The 18,622-nt window shown below is 60.8% G+C and carries 20 protein-coding genes; 5 read left to right on the plus strand and 15 right to left on the minus strand.

The window, feature by feature from the left end; all coding sequences use genetic code 11:
• Window positions 1-3 precede the first annotated feature (3 nt).
• The 11 genes from ACR0KW_RS04010 to ACR0KW_RS04060 all read right to left on the minus strand — a co-directional run bounded on the left by ACR0KW_RS04010 (window position 4) and on the right by ACR0KW_RS04060 (window position 9,612).
• Window positions 4-180, minus strand: a complete 177-nt coding sequence (locus tag ACR0KW_RS04010) for a hypothetical protein (RefSeq protein WP_480803836.1) — start codon at window positions 178-180, stop codon at window positions 4-6.
• 5 nt (window positions 181-185) lie between these two features.
• Window positions 186-785, minus strand: a complete 600-nt coding sequence (locus ACR0KW_RS04015) for an NADH-quinone oxidoreductase subunit C (protein ID WP_170325677.1) — start codon at window positions 783-785, stop codon at window positions 186-188.
• A gap of 11 nt (window positions 786-796) precedes the next feature.
• Complete coding sequence (locus ACR0KW_RS04020) at window positions 797-1,330, minus strand: NuoB/complex I 20 kDa subunit family protein (RefSeq protein WP_010442777.1); 534 nt, start codon at window positions 1,328-1,330, stop codon at window positions 797-799.
• Complete coding sequence (locus ACR0KW_RS04025; protein ID WP_170325678.1) at window positions 1,321-1,686, minus strand: NADH-quinone oxidoreductase subunit A; 366 nt, start codon at window positions 1,684-1,686, stop codon at window positions 1,321-1,323. Before ACR0KW_RS04025 ends, ACR0KW_RS04020 begins: the two co-directional genes overlap by 10 nt.
• Before the next feature lie 188 nt (window positions 1,687-1,874).
• Complete coding sequence (locus ACR0KW_RS04030; protein WP_480803837.1) at window positions 1,875-2,663, minus strand: crotonase/enoyl-CoA hydratase family protein; 789 nt, start codon at window positions 2,661-2,663, stop codon at window positions 1,875-1,877.
• A gap of 6 nt (window positions 2,664-2,669) precedes the next feature.
• Window positions 2,670-3,524, minus strand: a complete 855-nt coding sequence (locus ACR0KW_RS04035) for a hydroxymethylglutaryl-CoA lyase (RefSeq protein ID WP_480803838.1) — start codon at window positions 3,522-3,524, stop codon at window positions 2,670-2,672.
• A gap of 72 nt (window positions 3,525-3,596) precedes the next feature.
• On the minus strand, window positions 3,597-5,525 hold the full coding sequence (locus ACR0KW_RS04040) for an acetyl/propionyl/methylcrotonyl-CoA carboxylase subunit alpha (protein ID WP_480803839.1): 1,929 nt from the start codon (window positions 5,523-5,525) through the stop codon (window positions 3,597-3,599).
• The gene (locus tag ACR0KW_RS04045; protein WP_480803840.1) at window positions 5,518-6,021 is read right to left on the minus strand and encodes an O-acetyl-ADP-ribose deacetylase; all 504 of its coding nucleotides are present in this window, start codon (window positions 6,019-6,021) and stop codon (window positions 5,518-5,520) included. The genes ACR0KW_RS04040 and ACR0KW_RS04045 overlap by 8 nt, the downstream gene beginning before the upstream one ends.
• A 2-nt stretch (window positions 6,022-6,023) precedes the next feature.
• Window positions 6,024-7,628 carry a carboxyl transferase domain-containing protein gene (locus ACR0KW_RS04050; protein WP_480803841.1) on the minus strand — a complete coding sequence of 535 codons (1,605 nt, stop codon included), beginning with the start codon at window positions 7,626-7,628 and terminating at the stop codon, window positions 6,024-6,026.
• Window positions 7,625-8,083: a hypothetical protein gene (locus tag ACR0KW_RS04055; RefSeq protein WP_480803842.1), complete on the minus strand. Its 459-nt coding sequence runs from the start codon at window positions 8,081-8,083 to the stop codon at window positions 7,625-7,627. The genes ACR0KW_RS04050 and ACR0KW_RS04055 overlap by 4 nt, the downstream gene beginning before the upstream one ends.
• Window positions 8,080-9,612, minus strand: a complete 1,533-nt coding sequence (locus tag ACR0KW_RS04060) for an AMP-binding protein (RefSeq protein WP_480803843.1) — start codon at window positions 9,610-9,612, stop codon at window positions 8,080-8,082. Before ACR0KW_RS04060 ends, ACR0KW_RS04055 begins: the two co-directional genes overlap by 4 nt.
• Before the next feature lie 136 nt (window positions 9,613-9,748).
• Between ACR0KW_RS04060 and ACR0KW_RS04065 the strand changes: the two genes are divergently transcribed.
• Window positions 9,749-10,351: an OmpW/AlkL family protein gene (locus ACR0KW_RS04065; RefSeq protein WP_480803844.1), complete on the plus strand. Its 603-nt coding sequence runs from the start codon at window positions 9,749-9,751 to the stop codon at window positions 10,349-10,351.
• A 50-nt stretch (window positions 10,352-10,401) separates the two neighbouring features.
• Here ACR0KW_RS04065 and ACR0KW_RS04070 read toward each other — a convergent pair whose 3' ends face one another.
• The 3 genes from ACR0KW_RS04070 to ACR0KW_RS04080 all read right to left on the minus strand — a co-directional run bounded on the left by ACR0KW_RS04070 (window position 10,402) and on the right by ACR0KW_RS04080 (window position 13,632).
• A complete protein-coding gene (locus ACR0KW_RS04070; RefSeq protein ID WP_480803845.1) occupies window positions 10,402-11,565 on the minus strand; it encodes an isovaleryl-CoA dehydrogenase in 1,164 nt (387 codons plus the stop codon).
• 165 nt (window positions 11,566-11,730) lie between these two features.
• A complete protein-coding gene (locus ACR0KW_RS04075) occupies window positions 11,731-12,921 on the minus strand; it encodes a DegT/DnrJ/EryC1/StrS family aminotransferase (protein ID WP_480803846.1) in 1,191 nt (396 codons plus the stop codon).
• Window positions 12,922-12,960: 39 nt separating this feature from the next.
• A complete protein-coding gene (locus tag ACR0KW_RS04080; protein WP_480803847.1) occupies window positions 12,961-13,632 on the minus strand; it encodes an HAD-IA family hydrolase in 672 nt (223 codons plus the stop codon).
• A gap of 134 nt (window positions 13,633-13,766) precedes the next feature.
• On the opposite strand from ACR0KW_RS04080, the gene glmU reads away from it, so the two are divergent.
• From glmU to ACR0KW_RS04100, 4 genes are read left to right on the plus strand one after another with little or no spacing between them, the layout of a single operon-like run.
• Entirely contained in the window at window positions 13,767-15,119 is a 1,353-nt protein-coding gene (gene glmU / locus ACR0KW_RS04085; protein WP_480803848.1) for a bifunctional UDP-N-acetylglucosamine diphosphorylase/glucosamine-1-phosphate N-acetyltransferase GlmU, read from the plus strand.
• Between the two features lie 3 nt (window positions 15,120-15,122).
• On the plus strand, window positions 15,123-16,943 hold the full coding sequence (gene glmS / locus ACR0KW_RS04090; RefSeq protein ID WP_480803849.1) for a glutamine--fructose-6-phosphate transaminase (isomerizing): 1,821 nt from the start codon (window positions 15,123-15,125) through the stop codon (window positions 16,941-16,943).
• A 3-nt stretch (window positions 16,944-16,946) separates the two neighbouring features.
• Complete coding sequence (locus ACR0KW_RS04095) at window positions 16,947-17,486, plus strand: pyridoxamine 5'-phosphate oxidase family protein (protein ID WP_480803850.1); 540 nt, start codon at window positions 16,947-16,949, stop codon at window positions 17,484-17,486.
• Window positions 17,487-17,490: 4 nt separating this feature from the next.
• Window positions 17,491-18,177, plus strand: a complete 687-nt coding sequence (locus ACR0KW_RS04100; RefSeq protein ID WP_480803851.1) for a DNA alkylation repair protein — start codon at window positions 17,491-17,493, stop codon at window positions 18,175-18,177.
• Here ACR0KW_RS04100 and ACR0KW_RS04105 read toward each other — a convergent pair.
• Window positions 18,165-18,581, minus strand: coding sequence for a hypothetical protein (locus tag ACR0KW_RS04105; protein WP_480803852.1), 417 nt, complete (start codon window positions 18,579-18,581; stop codon window positions 18,165-18,167). The genes ACR0KW_RS04100 and ACR0KW_RS04105 overlap by 13 nt on opposite strands.
• Window positions 18,582-18,622: the final 41 nt, after the last annotated feature.

An 18,622-nucleotide genomic window follows, 5' to 3' on the forward strand; every position in this document is an offset into this window, starting at 1 on the left:
ATGTCAGCGTCGCTCCATCTCTTGCAGCTTCATCGCCATTATCCACAGCAGGACAATCACGACCGGAGAGATGATGCATGCAAACGCCCAGTTCTTGTTGATCCCGAAATGTGGCAGCAGCTTGGTCATCGGCACGACCGTAGCAACTACCAGTACAATCCAGATCAGGAACTCAAACATGATGATTACTCCTGTTTTTCATCCCCCGGCAGAATGTAATTCGCACCTTCCCACGGGGACATGAAATCGAATTGCCGGTATTCCTGCACCAAGCTGACCGGTTCGTAGACCACGCGCTTTTGCGCCTCGTCATACCGAACTTCCGTGTAGCCGGTGGTCGGGAAATCCTTGCGCAGCGGATGGCCGCGGAAACCGTAGTCTGTCAGGATGCGCCGCAAGTCCGGGTGACCCGAGAACAGGATGCCGAACATGTCGAACACCTCACGCTCGAACCAGTTGGCCGAGGGGTGAACATCCACGATCGAGGGCACCATGTCTTCCTCGCGGATCGACACCCGCAGGCGGATACGCTGGTTCTGGTACATCGACAGGAAGTGGTACACCACGTCGAACCGCTTGGCGCGCTCGGGGTAGTCCACACCAGTGATATCCACCAGGGTCGAAAATTTGCAGTTCTGGTCGGACCGCAGGAATTCAACAAATTCCACGATATTCGACGGGGCAACATCGACGTTCAGCTCACCGTGGGTCACGTCCCAGGACAGAACGCAATCCGCCCGTTTCAGTTCCAGCTGGGCGCCGAGTTCCTTGAGTGCTTCGCTCATCTGCCCTCTCCTCAGCGTACGATGGTGCCGGTGCGGCGGATTTTGCGTTGCAGCTGCATCAGACCGTACAACAACGCTTCAGCCGTCGGAGGGCAACCGGGCACGTAGATGTCGACCGGAACAACCCGGTCACAACCACGCACAACGGAATAAGAATAGTGGTAATAGCCACCGCCATTCGCGCAGGACCCCATCGAGATCACATAGCGCGGCTCGGGCATCTGGTCGTAGACCTTGCGCAGCGCCGGGGCCATCTTGTTGGTCAGAGTGCCAGCCACGATCATCACGTCCGACTGACGCGGAGAGGCGCGCGGCGCGATACCAAACCGTTCCGCATCATAACGCGGCATCGAGGTGTGCATCATCTCAACCGCGCAGCAGGCCAGACCGAATGTCATCCAGTGCAGCGAGCCAGTGCGCGCCCAGTTAATGATGTCCTCGGTCGAGGTCAGCAGAAACCCTTTGTCCTGCAACTCGGCATTCAGGGCCTGGGTCGCGACTTCTTTATCGACGCCAGCGGTGTTTGCACCCGTCATCACTCCCATTCCAGGGCCCCTTTCTTCCATTCATAGGCAAAGCCGATGGTCAGCACCGCCAGGAACACCATCATGGACCAGAAGCCCACATCGCTGATGTCCTTGAAGCCCACGGCCCACGGGAACAGGAAGGCGATTTCCAGATCGAAGATGATGAAGAGAATCGATACCAGATAGAATCGGACGTCGAATTTCATCCGCGCATCGTCGAAGGCGTTGAAACCGCACTCATATGCGCTGACCTTTTCAGGGTCGGGATTGCGGACGGCCAGAACTACAGCGGCCAGAATCAGTACGATTCCAAGGCCCACGGCGACGGCCAGAAACACCAGAATCGGGAGGTACTCCCGCAGCAGGTCTTCCACGAATAGCTCCTTTCCTGCGCATACCCCCCAGGGACGCGCCGTCAATTGGCGTGTTGACTGGACATTCTCTATCCGCGCCGGGTCAGAGGGTCAACCGAACACAAACGCGCAGGGGCTTAATATTCCACTTGCTTCCACAATTGGAAAATCTGGCATTTGAGCGAATCTGTTTTCACTCTGAAAACGCGCTAAACCTGAGTATTCCATGCAGGTTTTCGTTTGTCGAAGAAGGCGCTGATGCCTTCGCGCGCCTCGTCGGTTTCCCACCGTTCGACCAGCGATTGGATCGTCCGATCAATCACGGCATCGTCAATACGCGGACCCAGCGCCTGCACCAAGTTCTTGGCCGAAGCCACGGCTCCCGGCGCGCAAGAGAGGTAGGGCAGGACATCGGCCTCGACCGCATCCTGCAGATCCGCCGCTGGGACAGCTTTGGCCAACAGCCCAAGGTCCACGGCTTCCGAAGCATCAAACACCCGGGCCGACATGAACACGCGCCGGGCGTGGGCCGCGCCCATGCGGGCGATGACATAGGGGCCGATGGTTGCCGGGATCAGGCCCAGCCGTGTTTCGGTCAGCGCCATCTTTATCCCGTCTACGCCCACGGCCACGTCACAAACCGCGGTCAGTCCGATACCACCACCGAAAGCGTTGCCCTGAAGCGCCCCAATCAGGGGTTTGGGCATTGTGTTCAGCGCCTGCAGCATCTCGGCCAGTTTGCGTGCCTCAGCGAACCGGGTTTCGGGGTCGGCAGCCATTTGCGCTTGCATCCAGCCCAAATCCCCACCAGCACAAAAGCTTTTCCCTGCGCCGGTCAGAACCACGACCCGAACCGTGTCGTCCGCGCCCAACTGCGCCGCCGCCTGCGTCAGCTCGGAAATCATCTGCGCCGACATTGCGTTGTGCTTTTCCGGACGGTCGAGCGTCAGAGTCGCCACACCGCGCGCGTCCTGCGTGACCGAGATCGTTTCGAACATCGCCCTTTACTCCGCTCTCATTGCTCGGGCCATCTGGGCAGCCTCTTCGACAACCGCCTGATCAATCCCGGTCTGATATCCCAGCCGCTCCAGATGCGCGACGACGGCTTCGGTCGCAACATTGCCCGAAGCTCCCGGCGCATAAGGGCACCCACCCAGCCCACCGACGGCCGAGTCGAAGGTCCGGACGCCCAGCGCCAGCGCGGCGTCGATATTGTCGATGGCGCGGCCATTGGTGTCATGGAAATGGCCCGCCAACCGGGTGACCGGCACCCGCTCACGCACGGCCAGCAGCATATGCGCGATTGTATCCGGCGTCCCCTGCCCGATCGTGTCGCCCAGCGAGACCTCATAGCAACCCAATGCGAACAGACGATCCGCAACTTCGGCAACTTTCTCTGGCGGAGTTGGCCCGTCATAGGGGCAATCAGTCACGCAAGAGACATACCCACGCACCGGTAGATCAATGTGGCGGGCGGCCTCGAGGATCGGAGTGAACCGTTCGATGGATTCCTCAATCGTGGCGTTGATATTGGCCTTCGAAAACCCCTCGGACGCCGAGGCAAACACCGCGATCTCATCCGCCTTGGCCGCCAGGGCGTCCTCGTAGCCACGCATGTTTGGTGTCAGCGCGGCAAAGCGCACCCCGTCCGCCCGCTTGATCCCGGCCAACACCTCTGCGCTGCCCGCCATTTGCGGCACCCATTTGGGCGAGACGAAACTGGCCACTTCGATCCGGTTGAAACCGGCGCGACTGAGGCAATCGATCAGGGCTACCTTTTCAGCCACAGAGATTTCACGCTGTTCGTTTTGCAGGCCATCGCGTGGACCTACCTCGAAAATCTCGACCCGCTCATCCATTACAGCGTTCCTCCCGGTTTCGTTTCCAATATGTTGACCCGACTGTGCCACGCGATGCGGCGCAGGAACAGGCTACTCCTCTTCCAACCGAACCAAGGCGGCTCCGGCTTCGACCTGCGCGCCATCCTCGGCCAGTACCTCGGCCACGATTCCATCGCGAGCAGCCAACAGCGAGTGCTCCATCTTCATGGCCTCCAGAATGGCCAGCCGATCCCCTTCTTTCACCGCCTGCCCGACCGCGGCAAACACGGCCTTCACAAGACCCGGCATGGGAGCCTCGATCACATTGGTATCACCGGCAGCGCTGGTGTCACGGTCCAGCGGGTCAACGACATCGAAGGCCCGCCCATAATTCTCAAACACAGTGATCCGTGAACCAGACACCACAACACGCGGCATAGGCGCTCCTCCGACAGACCACCCTCGGCCGCTATGTTCCGCGATGAGAGTTTCCTCACCGACCTGCCAGACCTGCCGGTTTGGACCTTCAACCTGCACATCCAGATCGACCAACTCGTCGGCCATCAACTGAACCGCACGATGCAACGGTGCCCAAAGCGAGAACCCGGTCTCACCAGAACTCTCGGCCAATCCCAACGCCGTCATCGCAGCAGCCACGCATGTCGCGGCAGAGACCGGGGCGTCCCGTGTCAACGACTCCAAATCCCTACCGATCAGCCCGGTATCCACGTCACCCGCAGAAAACCCCTGATGCCGTGTGAGCGCACCCAGAAAGGCCAGGTTGGTAACGGTGCCCGCCACTTCGGTCTGCTGCAGGGCACGATGAAGTTGCTCCAACGCGACAGCGCGGGTTGGGCCGTGGACAATGACCTTTGCGATCATCGGGTCATACCACGGGCTGATCGTATCCCCCGCACGCACGCCACAGTCGGCGCGACAGGTAGTCGGGAATTGCAAATGCGTCAGGGTGCCAGTTGCAGGTAGGAACCCTTTGGGCACATCCTCGGCATAAAGCCGGGCTTCGAACGCGTGACCATTGATCGACAAGTCGTCCTGCTGCTTAGGCAACGTCTCACCCGAGGCGACACGCAATTGCCATTCGACCAGATCCACACCGGTGATTGCTTCGGTGACCGGATGTTCGACCTGCAGGCGCGTGTTCATCTCCATAAACCAGAACCGATCCGGACGCAGCCCCTCCGAGGCATCGACGATGAATTCAACCGTCCCAGCCCCTTTGTACCCAATCGCCTCAGCCGCACGCACGCCCGCCTGTCCCATCGCTTCGCGCATCTCAGCCGTCATGCCGGGGGCCGGAGCCTCTTCGATCACTTTCTGGTGCCGCCGTTGCAGTGAGCAGTCGCGTTCGAACAGATGCACGGCATGGGTGCCGTCTCCAAACACCTGCACTTCGATATGGCGGGGTTTGGCGACGAATTTCTCGACCAACACGGCGTCATTGCCAAAGGCAGTGCGGGCCTCGCCGCGTGCGCTATCCAATGCCGAGGCAAAGTCCTCGGGGCGTTCGACCAGCCGCATCCCCTTGCCACCGCCACCGGCCACCGCCTTGATCAGCACCGGATAGCCGATGGTATCCGCAGCCCCGGCCAGATGCTCGGGGTCTTGATTGTCCCCATGATAACCGGGCACGACGGGCACGCCCGCCTGCTCCATCACCACCTTGGCCGCATCCTTGAGACCCATCTGGCGGATCGCATCCGCCGAGGGGCCGATAAAAGTCAGACCCGCGGCCTCGACCGCATCCACGAATTCGGGGTTTTCGGAGAGAAAGCCGTACCCCGGATGGATCGCCTGCGCGCCAGTTTCCAACGCCGCCTGAATGATCACATCGCCCTTCAGGTAACTCTCTGCCGGAGTGGCGCTGCCAATATGCACGGCCTCATCCGCCAATTGCACATGCTTGGACGAGGCATCCGCATCCGAATAAACCGCGACGCAGGCCACCCCCATCTTCTGAGCGGTCTCCATCACGCGACAGGCGATTTCACCCCGGTTGGCAATCAGGATTTTGTTAAACATTGTCTCGTTTCCAATTGCGGATTGCATTGCCTAGATGCCTTTCTGTTCGCGCATCAAGCGCCACAAGCTTCACCTCAAGGTGGCTGCTCGCGACCGAGGCCACAGCGATCTCGGCCGCTTGCTCGTGCGGGAAGCCATACGCCCCAGTTGAAATTGCAGGAAACGCGATACTCTGGCAGCCATGTTCCACTGCCAAACGAAGGCAATTCGAATAGCACCGCGACAAAAGCTCGGCTTCGTTCGCCTCACCGTTCCGCCAGACCGGGCCAACCGTATGAATCACAATACGCGAAGGAAGATTGTAAGCATCGGTGACCTTGGCCTCTCCGGTTTCGCATCCGCCAAGTCCACGACATTCCTCAAGCAACTTCGGGCCCGCGGCGCGGTGAATTGCTCCGTCCACCCCGCCACCGCCAAGCAATGAGCGGTTGGCTGCGTTTACAATGGCATCTACCTGTATCTGTGTGATGTCAGATTTTACGATCACAAGCCCCATGATCACATCCTGAACACGCCGAAACGTGTCTCCTCAATCGGGGCATTCAGCGCCGCACTTAGCGACAGGGCCAGCACATCGCGGCTTTTGCGCGGGTCGATGATGCCGTCATCCCACAACCGCGCCGAGGCATAGAGCGGGTGCGATTGCTCCTCGAACATCTCAAGCGTCGGGCGCTTGAACTCGGCCTCTTCCTCGGCCGACCACGATCCGCCCTGCCGTTCGATCCCGTCGCGCTTGACGGTCGCCAGAACGCCAGCGGCCTGCTCCCCGCCCATCACGGAAATGCGCGAGTTCGGCCAGGTCCACAGGAAGCGCGGCTGGTAGGCGCGACCGGCCATGCCATAGTTACCGGCCCCGAAGGACCCGCCGACCAGCATCGTAACCTTCGGCACGTTCGTCGTAGCCACCGCCGTCACCATCTTGGCGCCATGCCGCGCGATGCCCTCGTTTTCGTATTTGCGGCCCACCATGAACCCGGTGATGTTCTGCAGGAAGACCAGCGGGATGCGGCGCTGAGAACACAGCTCGACGAAATGCGCGCCCTTCTGCGCCGACTCGGAAAACAGCACCCCGTTATTGGCGATGATCCCGACCGGGCAGCCTTTGACATGGGCAAAGCCGGTCACCAGTGTCTCACCGAACCGAGGCTTGAACTCATCAAATCGGGAACCATCGACCAGCCGCGCGATCACTTCGCGAATGTCATACGGCGTTCGAAGGTCGGCGGGAACGACGCCGAGGATTTCTTCGGGATCGTAGGCCGGGTCCTCGGGGTTGGCCCAATCCACGGTCTGCGGCTTGCGCAGGTTCAGCGACCCGACGGCGCGGCGGGCTAAGGCCAGCGCGTGGGCATCATCTTCAGCCAGGTAATCCGCCACGCCGGACAGGCGGGTGTGGACGTCGCCACCGCCCAAGTCCTCAGCACTGACCACCTCACCCGTCGCGGCCTTCACCAGAGGCGGACCGGCCAGAAAAATCGTGCCCTGTTCCTTCACAATAATGGTCACATCGGACATCGCAGGCACATAGGCTCCGCCAGCCGTACAGGACCCCATCACCACGGCGATCTGAGCGATCCCCTTCGCACTCATCCGCGCCTGATTATAGAAGATACGGCCAAAGTGGTCGCGGTCGGGGAAGACCTCATCCTGATTGGGCAGGTTCGCACCACCGCTGTCGACCAGATAGACGCAGGGCAGATGGTTTTCCTCAGCGATCTCCTGCGCGCGGAGGTGTTTCTTGACGGTCATCGGATAGTATGTGCCGCCCTTCACGGTGGCATCGTTGCAGACCACCATAACCTCACGCCCCTGCACCCGGCCAATGCCTGCGATGACCCCGGCACAAGGCGCAGCGTCGCCATACATCCCATGCGCCGCTGTCGCGCCGATTTCCAGAAACGGAGACCCCGGGTCCAACAGGTTCGCCACCCGACGACGGGGGAGCATCTTGCCCCGCGATTCATGCCGCGCGCGAGATTTCTCGCCGCCCCCCATGCGGGCCTTATCGGCAGCGTCTGAGATTTGGGCCAGCGCGTCGAGATGCGCCGCGCGGTTCGCTTTGAAGCCCTCGGAGGCGGGCATGGCTTTGGATGTGAGTTTCATTGTTGTTCGCCTTCTAGTTCAGCCAACCAGGCCGTTAGCGATGAAGCGGCTAAGTACTTCTGAATTGCCACATGCGCAGCGCAGTACTCTTTGCTTGAGTAATCTTTGCACTCAACACTCGTGTTTATTTCGCGAAGCGTTTCAAGTCGGGAGATATAGAATTCCGACTGCGGACTCTCGGCTTCTATCGTATTGGGAAGCCCAGAAAGTAGATTGCTACCAAGATCTCCGTATCTGGTTTCGAGATTGAGAAAACACACACGCTGGTCTTGGGCAAACTCGCAATAGGTTAGTATCACCGCCAGACATTCTTCCCGTTCGCTCAACCAATTCAGCTGAACCTCAGAGTTATCAACACACCTTTCTACCCAACCACTTGGATCAGGATCATCAGCGTGGGCAGTGGACGCGAGCGCAAAGATCACCATTAAAATAGCAAACAATAGTCGGTTCAATTTTGAGCCCTCACTTCCTCTGCCGCCCGCGCCTTCAATTCCTTGCGGATCACCTTCCCTGTCACCGTCATCGGCAGTTCCTCAAGAAAGGTCACCTCGCGCGGATAGGAATACTGCGCCAGACGGTCCTTGACCCAATCCTGCAACTCCTGCCCTGAGGCCTCGGCCCCCGGCTTCAACACCACATAGGCCTTCACGATCTCGGTCCGCAGCGGGTCAGGCTTGCCGACGACGCCGACGGTTGCCACCGCCGGGTGGGTCAGCAGGCAATCCTCGATCTCGGCCGGGCCGATGCGGTAGCCGGCCGAGGTAATAACGTCGTCATCGCGGCCGACGAAGCGCAGATAGTCGCCCTCCCACACGCCACGGTCTCCGGTGATCAGCCAATCGCCGCGGAACTTTTCAGCGGTCGCATCGGGCCGGTTCCAGTATTCCAGCAGCATCGAGGCCGAGCCCCGCCGGATGGCGACGTCGCCCTCCTCGCTGGTCGGGTTGCCGCTTTCGTCGATCACCACGACCTCATGCCCCGGCACCGACTTACCGATGCAACCGGGGCGCACCGGGAAATCCTCGGCGCAGGAAGACACGACCATGTTGCATTCGGTCTGACCGTAGAATTCGTTGATCGTCAGACCGAACGCCTTTTGCCCCCAGGCCAGCATCTCAGCGCCCAATGGCTCACCACCTGACGCAACCGAACGCAGGCCAGGGATGCTCTGATCCGCTGCCTTCAGCATCCGCAGAGCCGTGGGCGGGAAGAACACGTTGCGCACACCGCCGCGCGCGATCACATCGGCGCAGGCTTCGGGGGTGAACTTCTCGAGCCGCGCCGCGACCACCGGGATGCCCAGCGCCAAACCGGGCATCAACACGTCGAACAAACCGCCGATCCAGGCCCAATCAGCGGGCGTCCACAGGCAGTCGCCCTCACGCAGGTGATTGTGGCTGATCGACACGCCCGGCAGGTGACCGGTCAGGACTCGGTGCCCGTGCAATGCCCCTTTGGGGCTGCCGGTGGTACCCGAGGTATAGATCAACACCGCCGGGTCCTCGGGACCGGTGTCCGCATAGGGCAGCGCGTCATCGGACGGCGCGATCTGATCAACCCGGATCGGCTGCGCCAAATCGCCGAGCAATGCGGCACCGTCACCATCCGTCAGCACCACCTTCGCCCCAGCGTCGCCTACCCGAGAGGCCAGCGCATCATGTTTGAACAGCTTGAACAGCGGCACCGAAATCGCCCCAAGCTTCCAGATCGCCAGATGCGCGACCGCGCACCACGGCGATTGGCTGAGCAGCACACCCACGCGATCACCGGGCTGCACCCGATTCATCAACGCCCGCGCAATCCCGTCGGTCATGCGCCCAAGATGACCATAAGAGACGGCCTCGCGGCCACCCGCGGTCAGATCGATAATGGCTATGCTGTCGCAGGGGCGCGAAAGGCACTGCCGCGCCATGTTGAGTCGGCCAGGGATATCCCAGCCCCCCACCTCTCGCATACCGGGTATGCTTTCAACGGGACGCATGCGCGAAACCCCTTGTTTTCATAACATTTTCCGACCAGGAACGCGTCTCCGATCTCACCGAAACTTGATGCAGATCAGAGTTTACCTTGCCCCTGGTCGGCAAAACCAACCCATCATCAAATTCAAAGGCCTTAAAATGACCAAAACACTCGCCGCTTTGACACTCTCTACCGCGCTCGTCGCGCTTGCCGCCCCTGCAATGGCCCAAAACCAAGGTGACTGGACCGTGGGTGTTGGTGTTGGCTACCTCGACCCGAAATCCGACAATGGCACACTGGCCGGTGGTCTCGACGTCGAAGTGGATTCGGACACACGCCCGATCTTTACCGTGGAGTACTTCGTCCGCGACAACCTGGGCATCGAACTTCTGGCGGCTACCCCGTTCAAACACGACATCACTCTGAACGGCAGCATTGATGCGGGCAGCGTCAAGCAGCTGCCGCCCACCCTGTCGCTGAACTACCACTTCCCGACCAACAGCGTTTGGAAACCCTATGTCGGCGCAGGTCTGAACTACACAATTTTCTTCGACGAAGAGCTGCCCGGACTCGAGCTTGACAACTCCTTCGGCCTCGCGCTGCAGGCTGGTCTGGACTACATGGTCACCGAAAAAGGTGCCGTACGTCTGAACGTCCGCTGGTTCGACATCGACTCGGACGTTTCGTTGGGCGGCACCGATATCGGCACCGCCGAAATCGATCCTTGGCTGGTCGGCGTATCCTACGTCCATAGCTTCTGATCCTTTGAAAGAACGCCCCACAGTTCCCTCGTATGTGGGGCGTTTTTTCGTCACAGCATTTCGCTCATCAGTTCCCGCCCGATCAGCATCCGACGGATTTCGCTGGTCCCCGCGCCGATCTCCATCAGCTTGGCATCGCGGAAAATTCGGCTGACCGCCGAATCCGCCAGGAACCCGGCTCCACCCATTGCCTGTACCGCCTGATGCGCCTGCGCCATCGCCTGTTCCGAGGCGTAAAGGCAGCACGCCGCCGCGTCCTGGCGGGTCACGTCCCCCCGGTCACAGGCCTTGGCAACCTCGTACACATAAGCCCGCGCGGAATTCATCGCAGTGTACATGTCGGCGATTTTGCCCTGCATCAGTTGGAAACTGCCGATGGGTTTGCCGAACTGCTTGCGCTCAGCCAGATAGGGCATGATCTCGTCCAGACAGGCCGCCATGATGCCCGTCCCGATCCCGGCCAGAACCACGCGCTCATAGTCCAGACCGGACATCAAAACCGCGACACCCTTACCCTCTTCGCCCAGAACGTTTTCGAACGGCACTTCGACGCCCTCGAAAATTAGCTCGGCTGTGTTCGATCCACGCATACCCAGCTTGTCGAAATGGGGCGAGGTCGAAAACCCCTTCATCTCTTTCTCGATCAGAAAGGCCGTGATCCCTTTTGACCCCGCCTCCGGGTCTGTCTTGGCATAGACGACCAGAGTGTCCGCATCCGGCCCATTGGTGATCCAGTACTTGTTGCCGTTCAGCCGATAATGATCGTTGCGCTTTTCCGCGCGCAGTTTCATCGACACCACGTCGGAACCGGCCGAAGCCTCGGACATCGCCAGTGCGCCCACATGCTCCCCCGAGATCAGACGCGGCAAATACTTCGCCTTCTGCTCATCGGTGCCATTCAGCTTGATCTGGTTGACGCACAGATTCGAATGGGCCCCGTAAGACAACGAAACCGAGGCAGAGGCCCGCGCGACCTCCTCGACCGCAACAGTATGGGCCAGGTACGACATCCCCGCCCCGCCGTATTCCTCGGGCACCGTGACCCCAAGCATCCCGAGATCGCCCATCTCTTTCCACAACTCGTTGGGAAAAGCGTTGGACTTGTCGACTTCAGCCGCCATCGGCTTGACCCGATCCTGCGCCCAGCGATGCACCATCTCGCGCAGGGCCTTCACATCTTCGCCCAGATCAAATTGCATTGTGGCCGAGAACATACGCGATCTCCTCCTTCGCATAAATGAACACATGTTCAATAAACTGATAGCAGCCGAATTACATCTGGTCAACGACCCTGATCGACACGATCACCCAAAACGCAGACAGCCGCCCCAAAGGGCGGCTGTCAAAAAGAGCGTGCACTGCGGGTGCACTCAATTGGATCAGGATTGATAGACCGCGCCGACCTCGGACCGGATGATACGCGCGATCAGGCGGCAATCCTCTAGCGAAAAGGTCAGAGGCACTCGCATGTCCATGATACCGGCCAGAATGCGATCACTGGCCGGCATTGGCACGCTGTCCGCATAACGCCAACTGTCATAGCGAGAGGTAAACCCGCTCGGCTCCGCCCCGCCGAACCATTTGAGCTCCACCCCAAGCGCCGCACAGCGACGGATCACCTCGGCAATGCGCTCCGGCGACCAGTCGAGCAACAGGAACTGGATCGACGATCCGACATAGGCTTCCTCCTCGGGACGCTCGACAATGGTTAGCCCCGGCGTTCCGCGCAGCCCCGCCGCAATCTCATCGTAGCGTTCGTTCCAACGCTGAACCTGCCGGTCCAGATCGCGCAATTGCGGGCGCAGAATTGCCGCGCGCAGGTTATCCATACGGCCGGATACGTTCGGAGTGGTGTATTTTATCCGCTCAAAAACCTCAGGGGCCGGCGCGGCAAGGTGGCGCTCATAGAGCATATAGGACCCCGAAAGCATCGTCGCCTTAGCCGCCAGTTCTTCGTCATCGGTGATCAGCAGCCCGCCTTCACCAGAATTGACGTGCTTATAGGTCTGACAGGAATAGCACCCGATTGCCCCCTGCCGCCCCGAAAGCTGCCCGCGCCATGCCGCCCCCATCGTGTGGGCGCAATCCTCGATCACGATAACGCCAGCCGCATCGCACATTTGCATCAGCCGATCCATGTCGCACAAATGCCCGCGCATATGGCTGAGCATCAGGACCTTCGCCTGATCCAGCTTTGCCTCAAGGTCATCCAGGTCAATGGTCAGGCTCTCAGTCACACCCACAAAGATCGGCCGCGCCCCGACCGAGGCAATCGCCCCCGGCACCGGCGCCAGCGTAAAGGCATTCGTCAGCACAGGATCGCCCGGCTGTACCCCAACCGCCCGCAGCGCCGTCGCCAATGCATAGCCGCCGGAGGACACCGCCAGACAATATTTGGCGCCCATCTGCGCCGCGAATTCCTGCTCCAGCAACGCAGTTTCGCCCAGCTCTCCGGGGACGACGTTGTAGCGGTGCAGGCGTCCGTGGCGCAGGACGGCCATCGCTGCCTCGATTGCATCTTCGGGGATGGGTTCCTGCTGGGTAAAGCTGCCAGTGAATGTCTCGGTCATAGGCTTTTTCTGATGCTGCATGGGTTGAGGGTCAAGAGATCACGCCGCCGCACCGATCAGCCCTTCGACCACCGAATGCAGATCGTCGAAGTGATGCAACAAGGCCTCGGGCTCCAGCGCGGCCATGTCCTCGCCGGACGGGCCGAAGGTGACAAGAACCGAGGGCACACCAGCCGCGCGGGCGGTGTTACGGTCAGTATCAGAGTCTCCGATCAGCACGCACAAATCCGGATGTCCGCCCGCCCGACGCGCAGCCTCGCGCAGCGGTTCCGGATCTGGCTTGCGCACCGACAAGGTGTCGGCCCCGACCAGAGAGGCGAACGCATCCCGCACGCCCATCTGGGTCAGCAACTGATGCGCCAGCGCCTCGGGCTTGTTGGTGCAGATGCCCACGCCATAGCCCGCCGACCGCAAAACCTCGATTGCGTCCAGCGCCCCGGGATAGAACTGTGTATGCGTGTCGATGGCCTGGGAATACGCCTCGAGCAGCGTTGGGTAATAGGCGTGAACCATATCTTCGTCATAGGCCCCCACCCGCTTGAGCCCATGCGTCAGCATCATCCGCCCGCCCCGCAACGCAACCGCCGCGTCCTGCCCGTGCACCAGCACATCGCCATGCCCCATCTGCCGAAAACAGTGGTTCGCCGCGGCCAGCAGATCGCCCGACGTATCGGCCAGAGTTCCGTCCAGATCGAAGATAACCGTTCGCATCGCGCCTCCTGCTTCGGCGGTTTTTTGCCGTGTCCTGTTGCAAACGGCAATCTTGTTTGATGGCTGAACCGCTTGCGCCTTTGACCTCAGCGGATAAAACGGACGGCAACAAAACACAAAGAGAAATCGATTTCATGAGCACTGCCCTTGTCATCCTTGCCGCCGGAAAAGGCACCAGGATGCATTCGGATATCCCCAAAGTTCTGCACCCCATCGCCCAGGCCCCGATGCTGGTCCACGCCATGCGCGCCGGTGCCGTGCTATCGCCCGAGCGCACCGTGATCGTCACCGGACACGGGGCCGAGACCGTGGCAAAGGTCGCCGTGGACGAGGACGAAACCGCCCAGATCGCGGTTCAGGAAGAACAACTGGGCACAGCCCATGCCGTCGCACAGGCCCGCGACGCGCTGAAGGGTTTCGAAGGCGATGTGGTGGTCCTATACGGCGACACGCCGTTCCTGCAGCCTGACACGCTGGAGCGCATGATCGCAGCCCGGGCGGCTAACGATCTGGTCATTCTGGGCTTCGAGGCCGCCGACCCCGCACGTTATGGCCGCCTGGTCATGAATGGCGACAGCCTCGAGCGGATCGTCGAATTCAAAGACGCCTCAGATCAGGAGCGCGCCATAACCCTCTGCAACTCCGGGCTTTTAGCGTGTGACGCTGACACACTGTTTTCTCTTATCGATGCGGTAGGCAAAGACAACGCGGCAGGCGAATATTACCTGACCGACGTGGTTGAAATCGCCCGGAACCGCAATCTGAAAGTAACCGCCGTCGCTTGTGACGAAGCGCAGACGCTGGGCGTGAACTCGCGCGCTGATCTGGCTGCGGCGGACGCCGTGTTTCAGGCCAATGCACGTGCCGCCGTGTTGGAGCTGGGCGTCACCCTGATGGCCCCCGAAACCGTTTATCTGGCCGCCGACACCGTAATCGGCCGTGATACAGTGATCGAGCCCAACGTGGTCTTCGGCCCCGGTGTCACCGTTGAAAGCGGCGCAACGATCCGGGCATTTTCGCATCTGGAGGGTTGCCATGTCAGCCGTGGCGCCATCGTCGGCCCTTATGCCCGCCTGCGCCCCGGTGCAGAGTTGGCGGAAAACACCCGCATCGGCAATTTTGTCGAGATCAAGAACGCTGAAATCGCGGAAGGCGCCAAGGTCAACCACCTCAGCTATATCGGCGATGCGTCGGTCGGTGCGGCCACGAATATCGGCGCGGGCACGATCACCTGCAACTATGACGGCGTGATGAAGCACCGCACCACGATTGGCGAGAATGTCTTTATCGGCTCGAACACCATGCTGGTGGCCCCGGTGACGGTTGGGGACGGCGCAATGACGGCAACCGGAACCGTGGTGACCCGTGACGTAGAGGCCGATGCGCTGGCCGTGGCCCGCGCCAAGCAGGACAACAAGCCGGGGTATGCACGTAAATTGTTTGACATGTTGAAGGCGAAGAAGGCTCGCCGCGACAAAGGAGCCTGATCCATGTGTGGAATCGTAGGTGTTCTGGGCGAACACGAAGCCGCCCCCATTCTGGTCGAAGCCCTGAAACGGTTGGAATACCGCGGCTACGACAGTGCAGGTATTGCCACGGTCAATAAAGGCGCGCTTGGGCGGCGCCGGGCGGTGGGCAAGCTGGTCAACCTCAGCGATCTGCTGGTGCATGACCCTCTGCCGGGCAAATCCGGCATAGGGCATACCCGCTGGGCCACGCACGGAGCGCCCTCGGTCACCAATGCGCACCCCCACCAAGCCGGTCCGGTCGCAGTGGTACATAACGGTATCGTCGAGAATTACCGCGAGTTGCGGACGGAACTGGCCGAACATGGCGTGGATTTCGTGACCGAAACTGACACCGAAACCGTTGCCCTGATGGCCGAGCATTACCTGAACACCGGCCTGTCCCCGGTTGACGCCGCCTTCAAGACCATCAACCGCCTCAAGGGCGCTTTTGCGCTGGCCTTCCTGTTCGACGGCCAGGACGATCTGATCGTTGCGGCCCGCAAGGGTTCGCCCCTGGCAATCGGACATGGCGTGGGCGAAATGTTCGTGGGCTCAGACGCGATTGCACTGGCACCGCTGACCGACCGCATCACCTATCTTGAGGAAGGCGACCGTGCGGTCCTGACCCGCACCTCGCTGGAAATCCGCAACGAGGCCGGAGAGCTGGCCAACCGCGAGACCCGCCAGATCAAAATTGATCAGACGCGGGCCGACAAGGCCGGTCACAAACACTTCATGGCCAAGGAAATCGCCGAGCAGCCCGTTGTGGTGGCCGAGGCGATCCGGTCCTACCTGCCCACTGGCGGGGGTGAGGTCGTCCTGCCCGGTGGTCTGGACTTCACCAAGCTCGACCGCCTGACCATGGTCGCCTGTGGCACCGCTTTCTACGCCTGTCTGACCGCGAAATACTGGTTCGAACAGCTGGCCAAGATGCCCGTCGAGGTCGATATCGCCAGCGAATTCCGCTATCGCGAACCGCCGATCCCAGGTCGGACAGCGGCGCTGTTTGTCAGCCAGTCGGGTGAAACCGCCGACACGCTCGCCGCGCTGCGTTATTGCGAGGGGAAGGCCGACAAGATCGTATCAGTGGTCAATGTCCCCGAAAGCTCGATCGCGCGGGAAAGCGATCTCGCCCTGCCCATCCACGCTGGGGTCGAGATCGGCGTGGCCTCGACCAAGGCGTTCACCTGCCAGCTGAGCGTGTTGCTGATGCTGGCGCTGAAGGCGGCTGCGGATCGAGGAACGCTGAGCGACGAAGAACTGGCTGATCACGCCGCCGCGCTGCGCGGGCTGCCGACGGCGCTCAACACCGCGCTGGATCAGAACCGCGCCATAAAGAAATCCGCCCAGCGCCTGTCCGAGGCCCGCGACGTGCTGTTTCTGGGCCGCGGCCTGATGTACCCCTTGGCGATGGAGGGCGCGCTGAAACTGAAGGAAATCAGCTACATCCACGCCGAAGGTTATGCGTCGGGTGAGCTGAAACACGGCCCCATCGCCCTGATCGACAAGCATATGCCGGTTGTCGTCATGGCACCGCGGGATACCGTCTTCGACAAGACCGTCTCGAACATGCAGGAAGTCATGGCGCGCAAGGGTAAGGTCATCCTGGTCTCGGACGATGACGGAATTGCCGAGGCCAAAGACGGCGTCTGGAGCACTATCCGTATGCCCCACATCCACCCCAGCCTTGCCCCGATCCTGTACTCGGTCCCGGCGCAACTGCTGGCCTATCACACGGCGGTGGCAAAGGGCACGGATGTTGACCAACCGCGCAATCTGGCTAAGTCCGTCACGGTGGAGTGAAGCATGGCCAAGCAATTTCCGGAACTGGATGACGCCCAGCGCAAGTTCATTGAAGATCAGCATATTTTTTTCGTCGGCACCGCCGCACCTGACGGGCGGGTGAATATCTCGCCCAAGGGAATGGACTCGCTGCGCGTTCTGGGCCTGAACCGGATTGTCTGGATGAACCTGACTGGCAGCGGGAATGAAACCGCTGGGCATTTGCTGGAAACCGACCGCATGACGCTGATGTGGTGTTCCTTCACCACGCGGCCCCTGATCCTGCGCACCTATGGGACCGCGCGCACCTTGCATGTCGGGGATTCAGGCTGGGACGAGTCGGCCGATCTGTTCCCCGATCACCGCAGCGCACGGCAGATCTATGATCTGGACATTGATCTGGTTCAGACCTCCTGCGGTTATGCTGTGCCATTCATGGAGTATCAGTCCGACCGGGACACCATGCAGAAATGGGTCGACGGCAAATCGGATGACGACATCCGCGCCTATTGGGTGGAAAAGAACCAACAGACCATCGACGGCAAACCGACCCGCGCAAACTAATTCGATGCTGGACACTTACCTAGATCAGATCAAAGCTTATGCGGATGCCGAGCGCGCCGAGCAGATGGCGGCCTATCACAAGGCCGACCGCCCCTATCTTGGCGTTGGAAACCCGGTGCTGAATGACCTGACCAAAGCCTGGCGTCAGGAACTGGATGTGCCCGCGCGCGCGGAACTGGCAGACGCGCTCTGGCGGACCAACATCCACGAAGGTCGTCTGGCCGCCGCCAAACTACTGACCCAGGCGCGCATTCGCCCTGATGAGGCAGTTTGGAAGCTGCTGCAAAGCTGGCTGCCGGATTTCGATGCGTGGGCCGTGGCCGATCATGCCTGCATGGCGATGCAGAAACGCCTGTCAGCCGATCCGTCCCGGCTGGATCAGGTCGAAGACTGGACAACGTCGGATCATATGTGGACTCGGCGCGCGGCGCTGGTGGCCACGCTGCCCTGGACCAAACAAAACCACCCCAAACCCGACGATCTGGCGCGGCGAGACCGTATCCTCGGTTGGGCTGCAGGCTATGTGCTCGACCGCGAATGGTTTATCCAGAAGGCCATTGCATGGTGGCTGCGCGAACTGTCCAAACACGACCCGGATCGCGTAACCACCTTCCTGAATAATCATGGCGGCGGGATGAAACCGTTTGCCCGCCGCGAAGCCGGAAAGTTCCTGAAAGATCAGTTGGAATAGACTTCTAGTTCAACCAACTCGTCGAACGGCAACAGCAAGGCCCGCATCGCGTCCAGCGACAACCGGCTGCCGCCACTCTCCGGCCCCGGCGCGGGAACCAGAGTGATATAGGCCTGCGACCCGGTTTTCGGCACCACCACGCGCCCGGTGAATTCGGTATCGACCAGCGGCGTTTGCAGCCAACGGCCCGGCGTCGTCGGGTCGCCCAACCCGGCAATAGTGGTCTTTGCCCCGACCCAGCCAGCAGGCGCGGTCGCAACCAGTTCGGGTTCGACCGCTTCCTCGGTCACGGCCTCTTCTGCCTCGGCGGGTACACTATCAGCCCCCTGCACACGATCCGTCGTCGACCGCACAATATCGCAGCCCGCAACAAGAACACACAAAGTCAAAAGAATATATCTCATGCCAAGAGCCTACCGCCCTGCGCGCATCTGTACCAGCGCAA

The sequence above is a fragment of the Ruegeria sp. CG11 genome, from assembly GCF_056537245.1.

Excerpts from the sequence above, each read along its gene's own strand:
- ACR0KW_RS04010 (WP_480803836.1), bottom strand. The coding sequence starts at position 180 with ATGTTTGAGTTCCTGATCTGGATTGTACTGGTAGTTGCTACGGTCGTG.
- ACR0KW_RS04015 (WP_170325677.1), bottom strand. The coding sequence starts at position 785 with ATGAGCGAAGCACTCAAGGAACTCGGCGCCCAGCTGGAACTGAAACGG.
- ACR0KW_RS04020 (WP_010442777.1), bottom strand. The coding sequence starts at position 1,330 with ATGGGAGTGATGACGGGTGCAAACACCGCTGGCGTCGATAAAGAAGTC.
- ACR0KW_RS04030 (WP_480803837.1), bottom strand. The coding sequence starts at position 2,663 with ATGTTCGAAACGATCTCGGTCACGCAGGACGCGCGCGGTGTGGCGACT.
- ACR0KW_RS04035 (WP_480803838.1), bottom strand. The coding sequence starts at position 3,524 with ATGGATGAGCGGGTCGAGATTTTCGAGGTAGGTCCACGCGATGGCCTG.
- ACR0KW_RS04040 (WP_480803839.1), bottom strand. The coding sequence starts at position 5,525 with ATGTTTAACAAAATCCTGATTGCCAACCGGGGTGAAATCGCCTGTCGC.
- ACR0KW_RS04045 (WP_480803840.1), bottom strand. The coding sequence starts at position 6,021 with ATGGGGCTTGTGATCGTAAAATCTGACATCACACAGATACAGGTAGAT.
- ACR0KW_RS04050 (WP_480803841.1), bottom strand. The coding sequence starts at position 7,628 with ATGAAACTCACATCCAAAGCCATGCCCGCCTCCGAGGGCTTCAAAGCG.
- ACR0KW_RS04060 (WP_480803843.1), bottom strand. The coding sequence starts at position 9,612 with ATGCGTCCCGTTGAAAGCATACCCGGTATGCGAGAGGTGGGGGGCTGG.
- ACR0KW_RS04065 (WP_480803844.1), top strand. The coding sequence starts at position 9,749 with ATGACCAAAACACTCGCCGCTTTGACACTCTCTACCGCGCTCGTCGCG.
- ACR0KW_RS04070 (WP_480803845.1), bottom strand. The coding sequence starts at position 11,565 with ATGTTCTCGGCCACAATGCAATTTGATCTGGGCGAAGATGTGAAGGCC.
- ACR0KW_RS04075 (WP_480803846.1), bottom strand. The coding sequence starts at position 12,921 with ATGACCGAGACATTCACTGGCAGCTTTACCCAGCAGGAACCCATCCCC.
- ACR0KW_RS04080 (WP_480803847.1), bottom strand. The coding sequence starts at position 13,632 with ATGCGAACGGTTATCTTCGATCTGGACGGAACTCTGGCCGATACGTCG.
- glmU (WP_480803848.1), top strand. The coding sequence starts at position 13,767 with ATGAGCACTGCCCTTGTCATCCTTGCCGCCGGAAAAGGCACCAGGATG.
- glmS (WP_480803849.1), top strand. The coding sequence starts at position 15,123 with ATGTGTGGAATCGTAGGTGTTCTGGGCGAACACGAAGCCGCCCCCATT.
- ACR0KW_RS04095 (WP_480803850.1), top strand. The coding sequence starts at position 16,947 with ATGGCCAAGCAATTTCCGGAACTGGATGACGCCCAGCGCAAGTTCATT.
- ACR0KW_RS04100 (WP_480803851.1), top strand. The coding sequence starts at position 17,491 with ATGCTGGACACTTACCTAGATCAGATCAAAGCTTATGCGGATGCCGAG.
- ACR0KW_RS04105 (WP_480803852.1), bottom strand. The coding sequence starts at position 18,581 with ATGAGATATATTCTTTTGACTTTGTGTGTTCTTGTTGCGGGCTGCGAT.